The 17,391-nt window shown below is 40.8% G+C and carries 11 protein-coding genes; 8 read left to right on the top strand and 3 right to left on the bottom strand.

Going from position 1 to position 17,391, the window contains the following annotated elements; genetic code table 11:
• Nucleotides 1–55: 55 nt before the first annotated feature.
• Complete coding sequence (locus ACMUMK_RS01905) at nt 56–1,204, bottom strand: serine hydrolase domain-containing protein (protein ID WP_414699435.1); 1,149 nt, start codon at nt 1,202–1,204, stop codon at nt 56–58.
• A 260-nt stretch (nt 1,205–1,464) separates the two neighbouring features.
• On the opposite strand from ACMUMK_RS01905, the gene ACMUMK_RS01900 reads away from it, so the two are divergent.
• The 3 genes from ACMUMK_RS01900 to ACMUMK_RS01890 all read left to right on the top strand — a co-directional run bounded on the left by ACMUMK_RS01900 (nt 1,465) and on the right by ACMUMK_RS01890 (nt 4,285).
• Entirely contained in the window at nt 1,465–2,811 is a 1,347-nt protein-coding gene (locus ACMUMK_RS01900) for an Ada metal-binding domain-containing protein (protein WP_414699434.1), read from the top strand.
• Complete coding sequence (locus ACMUMK_RS01895; RefSeq protein WP_414699433.1) at nt 2,808–3,284, top strand: methylated-DNA--[protein]-cysteine S-methyltransferase; 477 nt, start codon at nt 2,808–2,810, stop codon at nt 3,282–3,284. The genes ACMUMK_RS01900 and ACMUMK_RS01895 overlap by 4 nt, the downstream gene beginning before the upstream one ends.
• 116 nt (nt 3,285–3,400) lie before the next feature.
• A complete protein-coding gene (locus ACMUMK_RS01890; RefSeq protein ID WP_414699432.1) occupies nt 3,401–4,285 on the top strand; it encodes a DMT family transporter in 885 nt (294 codons plus the stop codon).
• On the opposite strand, the gene ACMUMK_RS01885 is transcribed toward ACMUMK_RS01890, so the two are convergent.
• Nucleotides 4,277–5,701: a diguanylate cyclase gene (locus ACMUMK_RS01885; protein WP_414699431.1), complete on the bottom strand. Its 1,425-nt coding sequence runs from the start codon at nt 5,699–5,701 to the stop codon at nt 4,277–4,279. The genes ACMUMK_RS01890 and ACMUMK_RS01885 overlap by 9 nt on opposite strands.
• A gap of 247 nt (nt 5,702–5,948) precedes the next feature.
• On the opposite strand from ACMUMK_RS01885, the gene glmU reads away from it, so the two are divergent.
• On the top strand, nt 5,949–7,307 hold the full coding sequence (glmU, locus tag ACMUMK_RS01880; RefSeq protein ID WP_414699430.1) for a bifunctional UDP-N-acetylglucosamine diphosphorylase/glucosamine-1-phosphate N-acetyltransferase GlmU: 1,359 nt from the start codon (nt 5,949–5,951) through the stop codon (nt 7,305–7,307).
• 359 nt (nt 7,308–7,666) lie between these two features.
• Here glmU and ACMUMK_RS01875 read toward each other — a convergent pair whose 3' ends face one another.
• Nucleotides 7,667–11,341, bottom strand: a complete 3,675-nt coding sequence (locus tag ACMUMK_RS01875; RefSeq protein ID WP_414699429.1) for a VCBS domain-containing protein — start codon at nt 11,339–11,341, stop codon at nt 7,667–7,669.
• A gap of 439 nt (nt 11,342–11,780) precedes the next feature.
• Here ACMUMK_RS01875 and ACMUMK_RS01870 point away from each other — a divergent pair, with 439 nt between their 5' ends.
• The 4 genes from ACMUMK_RS01870 (at nt 11,781) to glmS (ending at nt 17,334) form a co-directional block, all read left to right on the top strand.
• Nucleotides 11,781–12,716: a polysaccharide lyase family 7 protein gene (locus tag ACMUMK_RS01870; RefSeq protein WP_414699428.1), complete on the top strand. Its 936-nt coding sequence runs from the start codon at nt 11,781–11,783 to the stop codon at nt 12,714–12,716.
• A gap of 242 nt (nt 12,717–12,958) precedes the next feature.
• Nucleotides 12,959–14,473, top strand: coding sequence for an acetyl-CoA hydrolase/transferase family protein (locus ACMUMK_RS01865; protein ID WP_414699427.1), 1,515 nt, complete (start codon nt 12,959–12,961; stop codon nt 14,471–14,473).
• 244 nt (nt 14,474–14,717) lie between these two features.
• Nucleotides 14,718–15,485, top strand: a complete 768-nt coding sequence (locus ACMUMK_RS01860; RefSeq protein WP_414699426.1) for a DeoR/GlpR family DNA-binding transcription regulator — start codon at nt 14,718–14,720, stop codon at nt 15,483–15,485.
• A 16-nt stretch (nt 15,486–15,501) separates the two neighbouring features.
• Nucleotides 15,502–17,334: a glutamine--fructose-6-phosphate transaminase (isomerizing) gene (gene glmS / locus ACMUMK_RS01855; RefSeq protein WP_414699425.1), complete on the top strand. Its 1,833-nt coding sequence runs from the start codon at nt 15,502–15,504 to the stop codon at nt 17,332–17,334.
• Nucleotides 17,335–17,391: the final 57 nt, after the last annotated feature.

Genomic DNA, 17,391 nt, shown 5'->3' with positions numbered 1-17,391 from the left:
TCGTCACTCTCAATTTAAAAGGTAAGTATCAGCTGAGATTTTGATGCTTACCTTTTTAGTTTTTCTGTTGTGCTTTTGCAGTTAATTGCATTTTCTCTAAATGCTCGAAACACCTAGACCAAAAATCTGGGGTGAACTCATTGATTAAGTTTGACTCAGCATTCATCAACATCACATAACCCACACCATATTCAGGAGAAAAAGCAACTTCAGCACGGTAGCCTTTTACCCACCCCCCATGATAATTCAACTGATGACCATTAAAGTCATATATGCGCCAACCTAGACCATAATGAGCGTCTGACAAATATTTACGCCACTGGCGCCTGTAAAGCTCTTTTTTACTTTTTACTCTAGGCTCAGTAACTTGCTCAATTAAGCTTGGCGCAATAACATTTGGCTCTTCGCCTAATAAAGCACGCATCCAAACAATCATATCTTCAATACTTGCATTAACACCAGCTGCTGGCGAATACCGGTAATAATCATCTCTTACTTTAGTGGTATGCCATCTATTTCTAGAAATCGCCACATGGGGCTTAGCCCATTTTTCAGAAGCCATCAATGCTTGTTTACCAACACTGGCATGGGGCATACCCAAAGGCTCGATAATGGCTTTGTTCAATGCTTGTTGATAGGAACTACCTTGATGTGAAAAATACTCTTCAATCACAGCAAACAAGGTATTTTGGTAGGTGTAACATTTACCTGGAGAGCACAACGGCTCTAAGTCTGACAACATGTTGAGCACACGTTTTACTGAATAATTTGCTTCTATTAAATTATCATAGGCATTAGGGGTATAACCACTTGACTGGCCCACCACATGCTGCAATAACAAAGGCGCTTCTGCAGTTTTAGAAAAAGGGTATTCAGGAACTAGATTATCAACAGGCATTTGCCAACTCAATTGATTTTGTGCAACGTATTTTGCCATCAACATTGAGGTAAATGTTTTCGACACAGACGCCAATCTAAATACAGTATCAAGCTCAATAGCAGGGCCTGTTTTACTTTCTTTTCCGTATAAGACGACAGACGCAGGGCCATCTTTTTCAATATACGCAAATGCATAACCAGGCAAGTTATTAGCTTGGGCTTTGGCCTGAATGTCTGCTGCATAATCTGTTAGCCATTTATCAGCCGACCAAACAGGGCTACAAGCTCCATAAGCTGCAAAGCATAAACAGATAAACCTAAACATAGTCAAACCAAGCTAAAAACATAAACCTCTTCACGCTACCCTCTAAGCAATGTACAAACTTCAGTATTAAAGTAGTACATAAATATAATTTTTATTGTTAAAAGACATTATCCTCTGACCTGTATCTTAGAATCAACCTAGATAACTAAGTAAGTTGTTACATTTAATAAATGGCAGGCCAAACCATTGGGTTCCGCTTTTGTCGTATTTCCCTTAAAAAATTCATTACAATAGAGATACGAATTACACTAAAAGTTCCTATGCACTCTATTAGCTACCAACAAGCGAGAATGTCCCGAGATCCAAGATTTGATGGAATGTTTTTTATCGCGGTTAAAACCACCAAAATTTTTTGCCGGTCGATATGCCCTGCTAACCTCCCCCATGAAAAAAACGTAGAGTATTTTCAACATGCCCAACAAGCTATGGATAAAGGTTACAGGCCTTGTTTACGCTGCAGACCCGACAGTGCTCCCCAGTCCTATGCTTGGAAAGGAACAGACACCACAATACAAAGGGCGATTACTTTAATTAGAGAGTACAACCAACTAAATATTAATGAGATCACTACAAAATTAGGAATTTCAGACCGTTACTTACGTCAACTTTTTGCCCAGTACTTTGGCTTATCTCCAAAGCAGTACCAGTTGTTCAGTAAGGTTTTATTTGCAAAAAAACTATTACACCAAGGTGCGTTGCCTATTGAAGAAATAGCCATAGCTAGTGGTTTTTCAAGCGCTCGTCGGTTGCAAGATAACTTCAAAAAAGTCACTGGATTAACACCCTCTCAAGTCCGAAAAAGTAAGCTTGCCAGCAATCAGAATATCTTTCTAAAACTACATTTTAGGCCGCCATTTAACTGGCCACATATGCGGGAGTTTTTGGCCAAAAGAGCCATAGAAGTAGTCGAGCTGGTAACACCAAGGGGTTATTCTCGCAGCTTTAGCATCAATGGTAACCAAGGATGGTTTGCCGCGACCTATGAACCCAATGAGCATTGTTTTTTATTAGAAATTGACCTACCTAAGCTCGAAGATTTAAGTGCAGTACTTTGTAACATAGAAAGAATATTTGATGTAAATGCCCATTCTTATCAGATTCAGCAACAACTCATTAAAAGCGGAATACCTGAAATAAATGTTGTAAACGGTATTCGGCTGCCTGGTGTATGGGATACATTTGAGGCAGGCTGTAGAGCTATTCTTGGGCAACAAATTTCAGTTAAAGCAGCCATTTCTATCTTGTCTCTATTGACTAGTACTTTAGGTGCAAGGGAAAAAGATAAGCTTTATTTTCCAACACCAATCTCCATTGCCAATTCAGATTTAGACTTTTTACCCATTCCTAATAGTCGTAAACAAACCCTAAGGGACTTCGCGCAATTTATGTTGGCTAATCCTAAGCACTCACTTGATGCTTGGCTAACAATAAAAGGCATTGGCCCTTGGACTGTAGCCTACGCAAAAATGCGTGGCTTATCAGAGCCTGATATCTTTCTAGAAAAGGATCTCATCATCACAAAACAACTCACCAAATACAAAATTGAGTCTGCCAATTCAACGCCTTGGCGCAGTTACCTAACCTTGCAATTATGGAGTATGTCATGAAAAATCAATTGGCAACTGAATACCTAACCACAGCTGTTGGGATCTTAAAAATAGAAGCGGACAATGTGGGTATTACCGCAATAGGCTTTGTTTCTCAAACAGATAAGGTCTTTGTTGCAAACCAACATACACAACAAGCTGCATTGGAATTATCTGAATACTTTGCTGGAAAACGAACTGAATTCAATGTCGCCCTTAACTCTAAAGGGACAGAGTTCCAGCAACAGGTTTGGTTACAACTTTCAAAAATTCCCTATGGACAAACCTGTAGCTATGGCGATATAGCTAAAAATATAAATAACCCTAAAGCCGTAAGGGCGGTAGGAGCAGCCAATGGCCGCAATCCTATTACCATAATTGTCCCCTGCCATCGTGTTATTGGTAGCAACGGTAAACTTACAGGGTATGCTTGGGGAACCTCAATAAAATCAGCTTTATTAACCTTAGAAAGTAACCCTAAGTGTAAACCCTAAAATAAAGCACAAGACAAGGCAGGTACAATTTCGTTATGCTTAAACAGGTAAACTCTTGTATCGCAGTCGACAAATAATCTAACAAACCAAAGCCCTATCAAAAGGAAAGGTAAGCTATGCCCTTTAAATATTTCTGTGAGCTCGTTTTACTGTCAGCTTTATGGGGCGGATCATTTTTATTTATGCGAACTACAGTCGAAGAGTTTGGCCCCGTAATGTTAGTCACATTAAGGGTTGGTATAGCCGGTTTGGTTCTACTTCCATTATTATTCTATAAAAAATTAGGTAAAGAATTGCTAGAAAATTGGCGACCCATCATGTTTGTTGGTATCACCAATAATGCTATTCCCTACTTTTTGTTCAGTTATAGCACGATTTATTTAAGTGCTGGCTACGCTTCAGTATTAAACGCCACAGCTCCAATGTTTGCCGCCATCATTGCCTTTTTCTGGTTAAAAGACAGATTAGTTCCTATGGCACTAATAGGGTTAGTAGTAGGTTTTTTAGGGGTGTTTGTACTTAGTATGGCCAAACTAGTACTGCAAACTGAAAATACGTTTCAAGCCATATTAGCAGCACTTGTTGCAACGTTTTTTTATGGCCTTGCAGCGTGTTTTACAAAACGTTCATTGCAAGGAGTCAAACCCTTAACGGTAGCTGCGGGAAGCCTAATGTTTGCCACTGTATTTTTATTTCCCATTAGCCTTTTTTACTTACCAAATACATCCCCCAGCTTAGATAGCTGGCTTAGTGTTTTGGTATTAGGGGCGTGCTCTACTGGCTTTGCCGCCCTATTGTTCTTCAGGTTAATTGCAAATGTAGGAGCCTATAAGGCAATTACCGTGACGTATCTTGTACCCGTATTTGGCATTATTTGGGGCATGATTTTCTTAAGCGAGCAATTAACACTTAATATGTGGATTGGTGCAGCTATGGTGTTAATTGGAGTTGCACTTACCACTGGCGTCTTCAAAAAACGTATGGCAGCAAAGCTAGGATGACTCAATCAATTTTGTTCTCACCAAATTACGGCCGTCCCTTTTGGCAAGGAATAATGCATCGTCAGCTGCAGTGATAACCTCTGACATTGTTCTGGTAATAGCAGTGTAAGATATTCCAAAACTTGCAGTGATTTGAATAGAAGTTGTACCCGTTGTAATAGTCATATTTGCCAACTTTTTACACAGCTTTTGGCACAACTCAGCGGCCTCATTCGGTCCGGTTTCTGGCATAAGCAGTATAAACTCTTGGCCCCCCCAGCGGCCTAGGGTATCACTATCCCGAACCTCACTTTGCAACATACTCGCAATTTGCCTCAATACTATGTCGCCGGCTTTTCTGCCATGGGTTTCGTTGATAGGTTTGAAGTTATCTAAATCAATCAAAACTAAGCTGACACTTTTGTTTTCATACATGATTTCTTCAAATTTTTGCGTCAAATTACTTTTATTTGGTAACTCTGTAAGTATGTCTATTTGCTTATTTTTTTGCATGTCCTTCTTGAAGTAATACAAGAGGTTGTAAATCATAATAAACAAACCAAAAATAACAGTTAGCAAAGTAACAATACTAATTATAAAACCTCTACTTATTTCTGTTTGTCGAGATTGTAGCGGTGTAATAATGTACATGGTCCAGTCAAACGGCTGAATATTTAGCTCTGCGATTAACGCCTCTTGCCCTTCAATGGGTAATAGCAGATTGTTTAAAGAAGACGCTTGTTGCTCGGGCGTTAAATCTTTAAACCAAGCAAGATCCTTAAGGTTTTTAAAGGTAACCCCTTTTATTAATAATTCAGGATCGGACGTTAGCGTAATATCTTTATTTTGGTCTACAAAAATAAAATCATAGCCGTAGGTTTTCTTGTATTCACCAAATACCTCTGTGAATGCTTTCAGGCTTTTACCAACACCAAACACCCCTAAAAAATTGTCATCCGCATCGTAAATTTTTAAATCGATATAAAACTGGGGGTTTTGCCACTGGCCTATATCAGCCATGGCCTTTTCTGGTTGCGCTTTATAAGAAAAGTACCAATTAACTTTTCCCTCTACCAAATCTAACTGTTGTCTTTCTGAATTATATTGTTTTCGACTGATATCACTTGCGATAAAAAAGTTAAGGTTAAACTCTTTGTTTAATCTCTCTAACGTTAAAAATATTTGCTCTTCATTTTCTTCTGGATATTTCATTAGCTCTATTAACTCTTGCGCTTTGGCAAGGGTTTGCGCTATGTGCAGAGGCTGCATCAACTGTTCTACAACCAATTGAAAAGCCGGTGAATTGGACTGCTGTTGAGCGCGACTTTGCTCTGCGACAATATTAGAAATACTGATATGAGTTAAAGTGACAATAGCGACAACAACGATCGCAAACAGTAATAAAAAACTTCTGTGCAAAGTACGGAAAATATTCACTAGTAGCTTTATTCCTAGTCAAGATTCGATCTTAAATTTAATGCCTCATAATAGCTGAAAAAGCACTTTTTAGTCATTACAGATAACAATTATTTTTATTTAACTTTGCTTTTACTATGTAAAGTACTACTAAAGTTTTAGTGCTAAATATTTGAAATTAGCCGATTGAAATACTGGTACTGTTTGAGCTTATAAGTAGAATAACGGCATCATTAAGGTCAATGACCCACATTTTATAGGACAATATATGACGTTTTCAGTAGTTGTATTAGCTGCAGGCAAAGGCACAAGAATGAAATCAAGCCTACCAAAGGTGTTACACCCTATTGGTGGTAAACCTATGGTGCAGCACATTATTGATACGGTTAATGGCTTAGGTGCCTCTAATATACATTTAATATATGGACATGGAGCAGAACAGCTTAAATCACAACTTAGCCATAACAAGCTATCTTGGTGTTTACAGTCCGAACAGTTAGGTACTGGACATGCTGTACAACAAGCAGCACCCTATATTTCAGATGACGAAGATGTGCTTATTTTAGTGGGAGATGCGCCACTTATTAAAGAAAGCACCCTACAAGAACTAATTAACATTAAACAAAGTGCAGATTTAGCTTTGTTAACCGTACATTTAGACGACCCAACAGGTATGGGTAGGATCATACGTGAAGGAGACCAAGTCACCGCAATTGTTGAACATAAAGATGCCAGCGAAGCCCAAAGAAAAATAACTGAAATTAATACAGGCATGATGATAATGGCGGGTCGTGATCTCAAGCGCTGGTTAAGTAACCTCAATAGTAATAACGCTCAAGGTGAATTTTACCTGACAGATGTAATTGCAATGGCGGCCGCAGAGGGTAAAACCATTAAAGCTTCACACCCAAGCTCGGCTATTGAGGTAGAAGGCATTAATAACCGTATGCAACTTGCCAATATAGAGCGCGCTTTTCAGTTTGAACAAGCCCAGAAAATTATGGCTCAAGGTGTAAGTCTAGCCGACCCCCATAGGTTTGACTTACGAGGCGAACTAACCCTAGGCCAAGACATAAATATTGACATCAATGCTGTCATTAAAGGCAAGGTATCCATTGGCTCTAATGTCAACATTGGCCCTAATTGCGTACTCATTGACTGCGATATAGCAGATGGCGCAACCATTGAAGCCAACTCTATAATCGAGCAAGCACAAGTCGGTGAAAACTGTAGCGTAGGACCTTTTGCTAGATTACGACCTGGTGCTGTAATGGCTGAAAAGTCCAAAGTGGGTAACTTTGTTGAAATGAAAAAAACAACTCTAGGCAAAGGCTCAAAGGCGAATCACTTTACCTACCTTGGTGATACACAAGTTGGTGAAGGTGCCAACATTGGTGCAGGCACAATCACTTGTAATTACGACGGCGTAAATAAATTTAAAACTATTATTGGTGACGGTGCATTTATAGGTTCTAACAGCTCTTTAGTCGCGCCCGCTAACATAGGTAAAAATGCCACAGTTGGAGCGGGTTCAGTTATAACTAAAGAAGTAGCAGACAACGAACTTGCTATTGCCCGTGCGAAACAAAGAAACCTAAGTAATTGGGAAAGACCAACTAAGAAGTAATAGCATTAAATTAAAGCTAAGCTTAGGTCTTCCTTAAGAGAAAACTTAGGCTTAGCAACTCATCCTCACTATGCTTCATTATTATTCCCCATATAACTAGTTAGTATCCCAGATATAAAAAATATATGCCCCTGCCTATAAAGTTAAGGTCTTAGTTAGAATAGCTTAGACTCGAGCTATTTATAGCTACCACAAAAGGCTTTGCTTAATCTTGATTGCAATTGAAAACTTTATAATACAAATAAAAAACCCCGTAAGAGTCAGTCTTACGGGGTTTTCATTAAGTTGTACTAGTTGTTTAAACTGCACCTATGAGTATTCAAGCAAAGTCTAAATACTCATAAGGTTGTCTACGTGTTTTATTCAACACCTACTACAGCTTCAGAAGTGTTACTGTGATACGGAGATGCAGCGTTATCAGTATCTAGCGAATCACCATCAGCATAAGCTTCGAAGTCATCAGAGAAAACTTCAGTTGTGCCATCAGTATCCGAGTAAATCACTAAGTTATCTACCGAGACAATCCCAGTTGCAGCTCTTACTCCATCGTTATCACCAAATCTAACAGCAACATGTGTTACACCACCTGTAGCATCATTCTCTGGTGTAAATCCATCAGTCGTAAAGCTAACTCCATCTACTGTGACTGTCACTAATGGAAGTTCTGTAGTATCACCGCCAGGGTATTCCCATGTAACTACAACATTCATGAACTGATCTAAGACAACAGATGCGGCTGATGTATCAACTGAACCTGGGCTACGAACACCAAAACTGTCGTCTCTTATTCTCAAGTCAATTATTGCACCATCATTATTTGTTGCTGAATTAAATAGAGTGATGAAAGCATCGCCATCGCCAAGCTCATCATCTAAACGTTTGATAGCAACTTCAAATCGGCCTGCAGCTAGTGGACCGTTATCCCCTAATGCATAACGTAGTTCACCTGTGTCATCAGTAGTATCAGTAATAGCGGCAAATTTATTACCCTCTGTACCTGGACCACCTGTAGCTTCTAATGTTTCCACTGTCGCTTCAGATGTATTGCTATGATATGGAGATGCTGCATTGTCAGTATCTAATGAATCACCATCAGCATAGCTTTCAAAGTCATCAGAGAATACTTCTGTCGTACCATCTGTATCAGAGTATATGAATAAGTCATCAAGGCTAAACTTGCCTGTTGCTTCTCTCACACCGTCATTATCACCAAATCTAAAGGCAACATGAGTTACACCGCCTATGGCGTCGTTTTCAGGTGTGAATCCATCAGTGGTAAAGTTCACTCCGTCTACTTGCACAGTCACTAATGGAAGTTCTGTAGTATCACCGCCAGGGTATTCCCACGTGATCACTACATCCATGAAGGTGTCTAACACTACAGTAGCTGAAGACGTATCAACACTACCAGGACTACGCACACCAAAACTGTCGTCTCTGATTCGAAGGTCTAAGATAGCACCATCATTGTTAGTGTTTTCATTAAACAGTGTAATAAATGCATCACCATCACCTAGTTCATCATCAAGACGTTTCACTTTTACTGCAACCCTACCTGCAGCTAACGGACCATTATCACCTAATGCGTAACGAAGCTCTCCCGTATCGTCTGTGGTATCAATAATTACTGCAACATTATTTGCACCTGTTGCTACCACTACAGTTCCAGAAATCGTGATAGTCAATTCTGCAGTCGTACCATCAAGAGATTCAATAGTGAAAGTATCTGTTTCACGCTCACCAACAATTAAAGCAGCAATAGTTGCGTTATTAGTATCTAGTGTGTAGGTCCACGAACCGTCTTCTAGAATAGCAAGAGTACCGTATGTTCCCGTTAAAGATGATTCTACAATAAAGGCCTCACCCTCATCAGGGTCAGCCACAATCACTGTTCCTGTAGAAGTCGCTTCATCACTCGCTATAGCACCAGTTAATTCAGAGAACACTGCTGGACTTGGCTCGCTTGTGCCATCTCCCACATCATATACAGCGACTTCAGTGTAAACAGCTAAGCTATAAATGCTTCCTGTTCCATCAAGAGTTTCCCCTTCATCATAACTTTCAAAGTCATCTGCAAATACGCTCACGGTACCTTCTGTATCAGAAAACACTTCAATGTTATCTACATAGTAAGAACCGAAAAGAATCGTTCTGTCGTTATCACCAAATCTGAATTGAATAGTTTGTATACCATCTACAAACCACTGGTCTAAACCAGTGAAGTCAGTATCAACTACTGCAGCTGTAGAAAAAGAGCCACCGCCAATCACTTCACCATCAATGGTTACTGTAATTTGTTCGGCTGCATCTAAATCCCAAGTAATTTCTACATCATAAAACTGACTTTCCACAAATGGTGCAGTAATCATGTCACCAGGGTATGAATCACTATCGGTATTTCGAACGAAGAAACGTGGGTCAATGACGTTTCCGTCACCATCAGTTTGCTCACCTTGTATACGTAAATCAATTAGTGACTCACTAGAGCTGCCAGAAGAACCATATAAAGTGATGTAAGCATCTTTATTGTTACCATCACTACCAGGTGCAGCATCTTTAGCAAAAGATGCACTTAACTTACCTTGGCGTAAGTTATCTACGCTAAATCGAATTTCACCTGTGTCTCCACCGATATCGTTAATCTCAGCAACCTGAGTTAGGGCTGCAACACGGATGTCTATTTCAGCAGTTGTGCCGTCGATTGACGAAATAGTTACTAAATCATTAACTGAATTTCCTAGTTCAAGTGCAGCAACAGTTTCATTTGCTACATCAACCGTGTACGACCAGCTTCCGTCAGCATCAATGCTAAAGGTACCGTAATCTAAGGTTACATCAGTTTGAGCGATAACAGCATCTTCTTCAAAGTTAGGATCGGTAACTGTTACTGAACCAGTTAGTGGAGTAGTTGATGTACTGTTAACCGTACCACTTAGTGTACCTTCAATAATAGCTGTTACAGGGTCATTGTTATAACCAACAGCAGAACCAATTACATCTAACAAACTTGAGTCAACATCTGCAGCAACTTCAGAAGACGTTTCTAGGTTTTCTTGAGCAATCTCAAATGCGGCTAGTGTTGCTTCTGAATAAGCACCGTCATCAGCTAAGTCAGTAACTAGTTCAGATAAAATAGTAGCAATGTCACTATCAGCATCATCTGCATCTAATTGTGAAATTAGGGCCAATACCGAGCCATACCTGTCGGCATCTTCAGCGTCATCTGCGCCCAGTGCATCTACGCCAACAGTAGTAGGGAAAGTTTCTGTCGTATCAAAACGAATGCCAAAGCGTCCGTTGATAATATCAGCTTGTTCTGCATAGGTAGTTAAGTCTGCAGAAGCAGCTTGAACTACCATTTCTGTCAATGGAGAAACAATATAGTCTGGCGCTATGATTGCTCCTTCTGCTGTAACATCAGCGTCACTTTCTACAACGTCAACTACAGCTCTTAGTGTAGGTGCGTCTAAAGTTTCACCCGTAGATTCGTCAGTATAAGTACCGCCGGTACATGATATTAAACCTGTGCCTGTAAAGTGCACATCAACAAAAGACACAGCACCTGTGGCATCAGAGGTAGAAGATGCTTGAACACTCGTGTCTGCTACGCCGCTATCATCTACTGAGACAATATCACAACTAGCACCACTTACAGGGCCTTTAACAACAAAAGCAGAAACATTTAAAGTAGGAAGTATTTCAGTAGTAGCCGCACCTAGCGCTTGGTAAAAACCAGCTTCATCTGTATATAAAGCTGAGGCTGTTAAAATAGAACCTTCATCTTCTTCAGTAATAGTATACGAAGTATCTGTTCCAACAGTTTCACCGCTATCTCGGGTCCATGAATAACTAACAGAGTCTGCTACTATTCCATCTGGATCAGATAGGGTTAATGATAATGTAGTGCCAGCGATGAAATCGCTACCCACAATTTCGATGGCTCCGTTACTATTACCTCGCAACTTAGCCTCGTCGTCCCCACACCCAACTAAGGCTGTCGCAACGACTATGGGTATTAGTGATTTCTTAAACATGCTTTCTACTCCCGAAAGTTTTACTTATTAAATGGTGCTGCATAGCAAACCAACTGGTAAATGTATCTAAAGTGCAAACCAAATTGGTATGACAGAAAAATAAATCTTTAGCCTTTTGGTATTACCAATGTATTTGATAAAGTAAGATACAACGAACATGAAACCATAAAACCACCGATCTTACTAGCCAATTTTAACGTATTTATACAATTTTTTTACAAAACGAACGAATGCTGGTAACTTACATCCCCTCTATATTTAATGACGTTGGCAATAAGTGTATGGCTCACCTGTAATACCAATTATCTAGCCACAACATGACCAATTAAAACCAAACGCACTAGCTGTATCCTTACCAACTACATAATAAAGCTATTCGTTTATTACTTTTACTCCATTACCAAGGCTCAACATTCAAACACTTTTTTAAAGGTTATTTATGTATTTAATCAAACCCATCAAAGCTACATTACTTTTGGCCTTATTAAGCCTCAGCTCCCTTGCAGCATACGCCCAGCAAGTAAATGAGTTAAATCCCAAACTTCCTCCGGGGCACAACTTTGAACTTATAGATTGGAATGTTAGCTTACCTGTAGATACCAACAAGGATGGCAAAGTCGATACCATCCCAGAGATTTACCTAGAAAAAGGATTTGAATATAAGCCCTACTTTTATACTGCAGATGATGGAGGCATGGTTTTTACAGCCTTTGTAGATGGTGTAAAAACCTCTAAAAACACTAAATACACCCGTACCGAGCTAAGAGAAATGTTAAGAAGAGGTGACAACTCGGTTAAAGTAAAAGGCATTACCAAAAACAACTGGGTGTTTAGTACGGTTCGCGGTAAAGAGAAAAGAAAATCAGGGGGAGTAGATGGCCGCCTTGAAGCTACCCTTGCAGTAAATAATGTTACGGTTACCGGAAAAGACTACCAAGTAGGAAGAGTAATAATTGGTCAGATTCACGCTAAAGATGATGAACCAGCCCGCTTGTACTATCGAAAGCTACCCAAAAATAACAAAGGGGTAGTATACCTTGCCCACGAGCCACGTAAGGGTGATGAACAATATTACGAATTTAACGGCTCAAGAGCCAATGACATAGACGATCCTATTGATGGTATCGCCCTAGATGAAAAGTTTAGCTACAGCATAGATGTTAAGGGCGACATATTAACCGTAACACTTTCAAGGGAAGGTAAAGCAGACATCACCCAAGTGGTTAACATGAAAGACAGCGGCTACCACAAACGAGACCAATATATGTACTTTAAGGCGGGAGTCTATAACCAAAACAACTCAGGCGATCCTAAAGACTATGTTCAAGCGACCTTTTATCGACTAAAAAACAGCCACTCTGGTTACAACCAATAAGCTTCTTACAGCATGGGTAACTATTATCAGGCACCCATGCTTTCTACAACTCTTTTTTAAAAATGTCATCCTAACTTTTACCCCTCTTGCTTCCACTGGGTAATAATACAACCAAGCAATAATATACGACTAAAGTCTAATATTTGCTTTTTCTGTATTTGATTGTATCAGCTAACTATCTTGTTTATTCTGCTGCCCCTTTCCGTTTTACATATAGACCAAACAGCAAGAGAGAAACATCAATGTCAGCATCAAATAGAATTCTTTGTCCGACACTAAAACAGCGAGTTATGAGTGCAGAACAAGCCGCTGAATTGATACCCGCGGGTGCAAATGTAGGCATGAGCGGCTTCACCGGAGCCGGATACCCCAAGGGGGTACCAGAGGCATTAGCTAAACGTATTCTTAAATCAAACCAAGAAGGTAATGGCCCATTTCGTATTAGCCTTTGGACAGGTGCATCTACAGCACCAGAACTAGATGGCGCTTTAGCGGAAGTAGACGGCATAGAACTGCGCCTGCCTTTTCAAAGCGACCCCAAATGTCGAAAGCGCATCAACAATGGCACCATGGATTACGTAGACTTACACCTTTCTGAAGTATCTCAATATGCTTGGTCCGGTTTTTTAGGCAAGATGAATATCGCGCTCATCGAAGTTGCAGGGATCCGAGAAGATGGTAGCTTAATCCCCTCTTCATCAATAGGTAACAACAAAACTTGGATAGAACAAGCAGACAAAATCATTCTAGAAGTTAATAGTAAGCAAAATATTAAACTAGAGGGTATGCACGACATCTATTACGGTACGGCTCTTCCACCTAACCGTAAACCTATTATGCTTACCGATCCTGCTGATCGAATTGGAGAATACTATTTCGAATGCCCAGCAGACAAAGTTATAGCTGTAGTTGAAACCCATGCAGAAGACCGCAACTCTCCATTTAAAGAGCCAGACGAAATATCTAAAAAGATCGCTCAACATATCCTAGACTTTTTTCAACAAGAAATAGAGTTAGGCCGACTTCCTAAAGAGCTATTACCTATTCAATCCGGTGTGGGTAATATCCCTAATGCAGTATTAGAAGGGCTAGATTCAGGTCCATTTAAAAACCTCACGGCATTCACTGAAGTCATTCAAGATGGCATGTTAAAAATGCTTAAGTCAGGCACACTCGCCACAGCGTCTGCCACAGCGTTTTCACTTAGCCCTGCAGGCATTAAAGAGTTTGATGAAAATATCGACTTGTATCACGACAAAATAATTTTGCGACAACAAGACATTAGTAATAACCCAGAACTAGCTCGTCGCTTAGGCGTCATTGCCATGAACGGCATGCTCGAAGCCGATATTTACGGCAACGTAAATTCTACCCATGTTATGGGCACACGTATGATGAATGGTATAGGTGGGTCTGGTGACTTTGCCCGTAACGGCTACCTTTCTATATTTGTTTCACCTTCAACAGCAAAAGATGGCGCCATCTCATCTATCGTACCTATGGTGTCTCATGTTGACCACACCGAACATGATGTAAAAATCATAGTCACTGAGCACGGCTTAGCTGATTTACGAGGACTATCACCTAGGCAACGAGCCAGAAAAATCATTAATAACTGTGCTGATCCATCTTTTCGACCTGCATTGCAAGACTATTACGAAAGAGCTTTGCACTCAGGCCGAGGCATGCACACGCCGCATTTATTAAGTGAAGCGCTAAGCTGGCATGAGCGCTTCGAACAAGAAGGCCACATGTAACGTCTGCTAGGTAGCCATCTTGACTTCACCACACCACTATCAGGCTCTAGCTTCAGACTATATCAAAGCAAGTGAGTAAGCCTCATTTACTGAAAAACCAGTTACAGTCAGTCTGTAACTGGTTTTTTATATCCAATCAGCCCCTTAGGTACTAGAAAATATACTTACACTTCGAAAGAAATACTTGAAATTCGAAAGATAACAACTAAAATGCATTTCAAAATGAAACTTATTGTTTTGATAAATGCAAAAACGTAATACCCAACAAAGACGCAGAGCCATAATAGAACGCCTAAACAATGAAGGTGAAGTGTCTGTTGATCTGCTTTCAAAAGCATTTTCTACCTCAGAAGTCACTATTCGCAAGGATCTAGCTGAGTTAGAAAACAACGGCTTATTATTACGAAAGTTTGGCGGTGCGGTATTATTACCAAAAGAGTCTTCCGAATTATCAAGCGAAAAAGTTTCGACTCGAAAGATAGCCATTGCAAAACTCGCTGCGACCTTAATAAAAGATCATAACCGCATCATAATAGATAGCGGCAGCACTACATCAGCACTTATTCCAGAATTAAAAAGCAAACTCGGCCTAGTGGTGATGACTAACTCCTTGCATGTAGCGAATTCAGTATTAGAGCAAGAAAACGAACCTAAAGTTCTGATGACAGGTGGCACCTGGGACAGTCAGTCACACTCTTTTCAAGGGCAAATGGCCGAACAAATGCTACAAGCATATAACTTTGACCAAGCATTTTTAGGGGCCGCAGGGATTGATATAGAAAGAGGCACCACTACGTTCAACGAGCTTACTCATTTAAGCCGGGTTATGGCGCAAGTATCAAACCAAATTATCGTGTTAGCGGAATCAGAAAAGTTACAACGTAAAATCCCCAATGTGGAACTACCCTGGCAATCAATTTCGGTATTAGTTACCGACGACAAAATTGACGCCAAATCAAAACAGACAATCGAAGAATACGGCGTGAAGGTTATGTGCGCCGCAACGCAATAAATACGGAGCAAAATGTATGTGTGGAATAGTAGGCGCAATCGCAGAAAGAAACGTAGTACCTATTTTATTAGAAGGCTTAAGACGCTTAGAATACCGTGGCTACGACTCAGCTGGCGTAGCATTATTAGACGGTCAAGGTAACTTACAACGCACCCGCAGAATAGGCAAAGTTAAAGAACTGGCCGACGCACTACAAGATAACCCAATCAAAGGCGTAACCGGCATAGCTCACACCCGCTGGGCTACCCATGGCGGCGTAACCGAAGCCAACGCCCATCCGCACTTCTCTAGCGAACGCATAGCTGTAGTTCACAATGGCATCATAGAAAACTACGAAAGCCTACGTACAGACCTAACTGCAAAAGGCTACGGATTTACATCAGACACAGATACCGAAACCATAGCCCACCAAGTACACTTTGAATTAGACAACTGCGACGACTTACTAACAGCAGTTCAAAATGCGGTTAAAAAATTCCATGGCGCTTACGGCACCGTCATCTTAGATAAGAACGACCCAGACCGCGTAATCGTTGCCCGCTCTGGTAGCCCCCTTGTAATTGGCCTTGGCCTAGGCGAAAACTTTATCGCGTCAGACCAAATGGCACTATTTCCAGTGACCCGCCGCTTCATGTTTTTAGAAGAAGGCGACGTAGCAGAAATTACCCGCACCAGTATCAAAGTATTTGACAGTGCAGGCCTGCCAGTTGAGCGCGAAGTTAAAGAATCAAACCTAGAGCACGACGCAGGCGACAAAGCCGGATACCGTCACTACATGCTCAAAGAAATTCACGAGCAACCTACAGTTATTCGCAACACCCTAAGTGGCCGCCTTCAAGACAACGGCATCAGCGCAAACATATTTGGCCATGGCGCAGACGAATTACTGGCTAAAATTAAACACGTACAAATCATAGCCTGTGGTACCAGCTACCACTCAGGCATGACAGCGAGATACTGGTTAGAACAATACGCCAATGTCTCATGTAACGTCGAAATTGCCTCTGAGTTCAGATACAGAAAATCCTATGTACACCCCAACAGCTTAATCGTGACTATTTCACAATCTGGAGAAACCGCCGATACATTAGCAGCACTGCGCTTAGCAAAAGAACAAGGCTATGCCGCAAGCTTAACCATTTGTAACGTGCCTGGCTCATCATTAGTGCGCGAATCAGACCTCGCATTTATGACACTAGCAGGAGCTGAAATAGGCGTAGCCTCAACCAAAGCATTCACTACCCAATTAACAGGCTTTTTGATGCTAACTATGGCACTTGGCAAGCACAACAACATGAGCCAAGACGATCACCAGCATATTGTCAAAGCCCTGCACAGCCTACCTGCAAAATTAGAAGAAACCCTGCAACTTACAGATGGCATAAAAGCACTAGCAGAAGAATTTGCAGACATGCACCACAGTCTATTTTTAGGCCGAGGCGACCAATACCCCATAGCTATGGAAGGCGCCCTGAAGCTTAAAGAAATCTCATACATACACGCCGAAGCCTACGCATCTGGCGAGCTAAAACACGGACCATTAGCCCTAATAGACGACGAAATGCCCGTAATAGTGGTGGCACCAAACAATGAATTACTTGAAAAACTAAAATCAAACGTAGAAGAAGTCCGGGCCCGAGGCGGCATTATGTACGTATTCGCCGACAAAGAAGCCAACTTCAAAAGCGACGAAACCATGCGCGTAATCAACGTCCCCCACTGCGAGTCAGCCATAGCGCCAATCGTCTATACCCTGCCCCTACAACTACTGTCATACTATGTAGCTGTTATTAAAGGCACAGACGTAGATCAACCACGTAATTTAGCCAAAAGTGTAACGGTTGAATAACTGAAAAAGGGCCGCAAGCCCTTTTGGATTTTTAAATAATGTTGGAACTTCTTAAAT

It is taken from the genome of Paraglaciecola sp. 2405UD69-4 (genome assembly GCF_047525415.1).
In the GTDB taxonomy this organism is placed as follows: Bacteria; Pseudomonadota; Gammaproteobacteria; order Enterobacterales; family Alteromonadaceae; genus Paraglaciecola.
The sequence above is the reverse complement of the archived record's forward strand: the minus strand, read 5'-3'. Positions and strand labels throughout refer to the sequence as shown.

Excerpts from the sequence above, each read along its gene's own strand:
- ACMUMK_RS01905 (WP_414699435.1), bottom strand. The coding sequence starts at position 1,204 with ATGTTTAGGTTTATCTGTTTATGCTTTGCAGCTTATGGAGCTTGTAGC.
- ACMUMK_RS01900 (WP_414699434.1), top strand. The coding sequence starts at position 1,465 with ATGCACTCTATTAGCTACCAACAAGCGAGAATGTCCCGAGATCCAAGA.
- ACMUMK_RS01895 (WP_414699433.1), top strand. The coding sequence starts at position 2,808 with ATGAAAAATCAATTGGCAACTGAATACCTAACCACAGCTGTTGGGATC.
- ACMUMK_RS01890 (WP_414699432.1), top strand. The coding sequence starts at position 3,401 with ATGCCCTTTAAATATTTCTGTGAGCTCGTTTTACTGTCAGCTTTATGG.
- glmU (WP_414699430.1), top strand. The coding sequence starts at position 5,949 with ATGACGTTTTCAGTAGTTGTATTAGCTGCAGGCAAAGGCACAAGAATG.
- ACMUMK_RS01875 (WP_414699429.1), bottom strand. The coding sequence starts at position 11,341 with ATGTTTAAGAAATCACTAATACCCATAGTCGTTGCGACAGCCTTAGTT.
- ACMUMK_RS01870 (WP_414699428.1), top strand. The coding sequence starts at position 11,781 with ATGTATTTAATCAAACCCATCAAAGCTACATTACTTTTGGCCTTATTA.
- ACMUMK_RS01865 (WP_414699427.1), top strand. The coding sequence starts at position 12,959 with ATGTCAGCATCAAATAGAATTCTTTGTCCGACACTAAAACAGCGAGTT.
- ACMUMK_RS01860 (WP_414699426.1), top strand. The coding sequence starts at position 14,718 with ATGCAAAAACGTAATACCCAACAAAGACGCAGAGCCATAATAGAACGC.
- glmS (WP_414699425.1), top strand. The coding sequence starts at position 15,502 with ATGTGTGGAATAGTAGGCGCAATCGCAGAAAGAAACGTAGTACCTATT.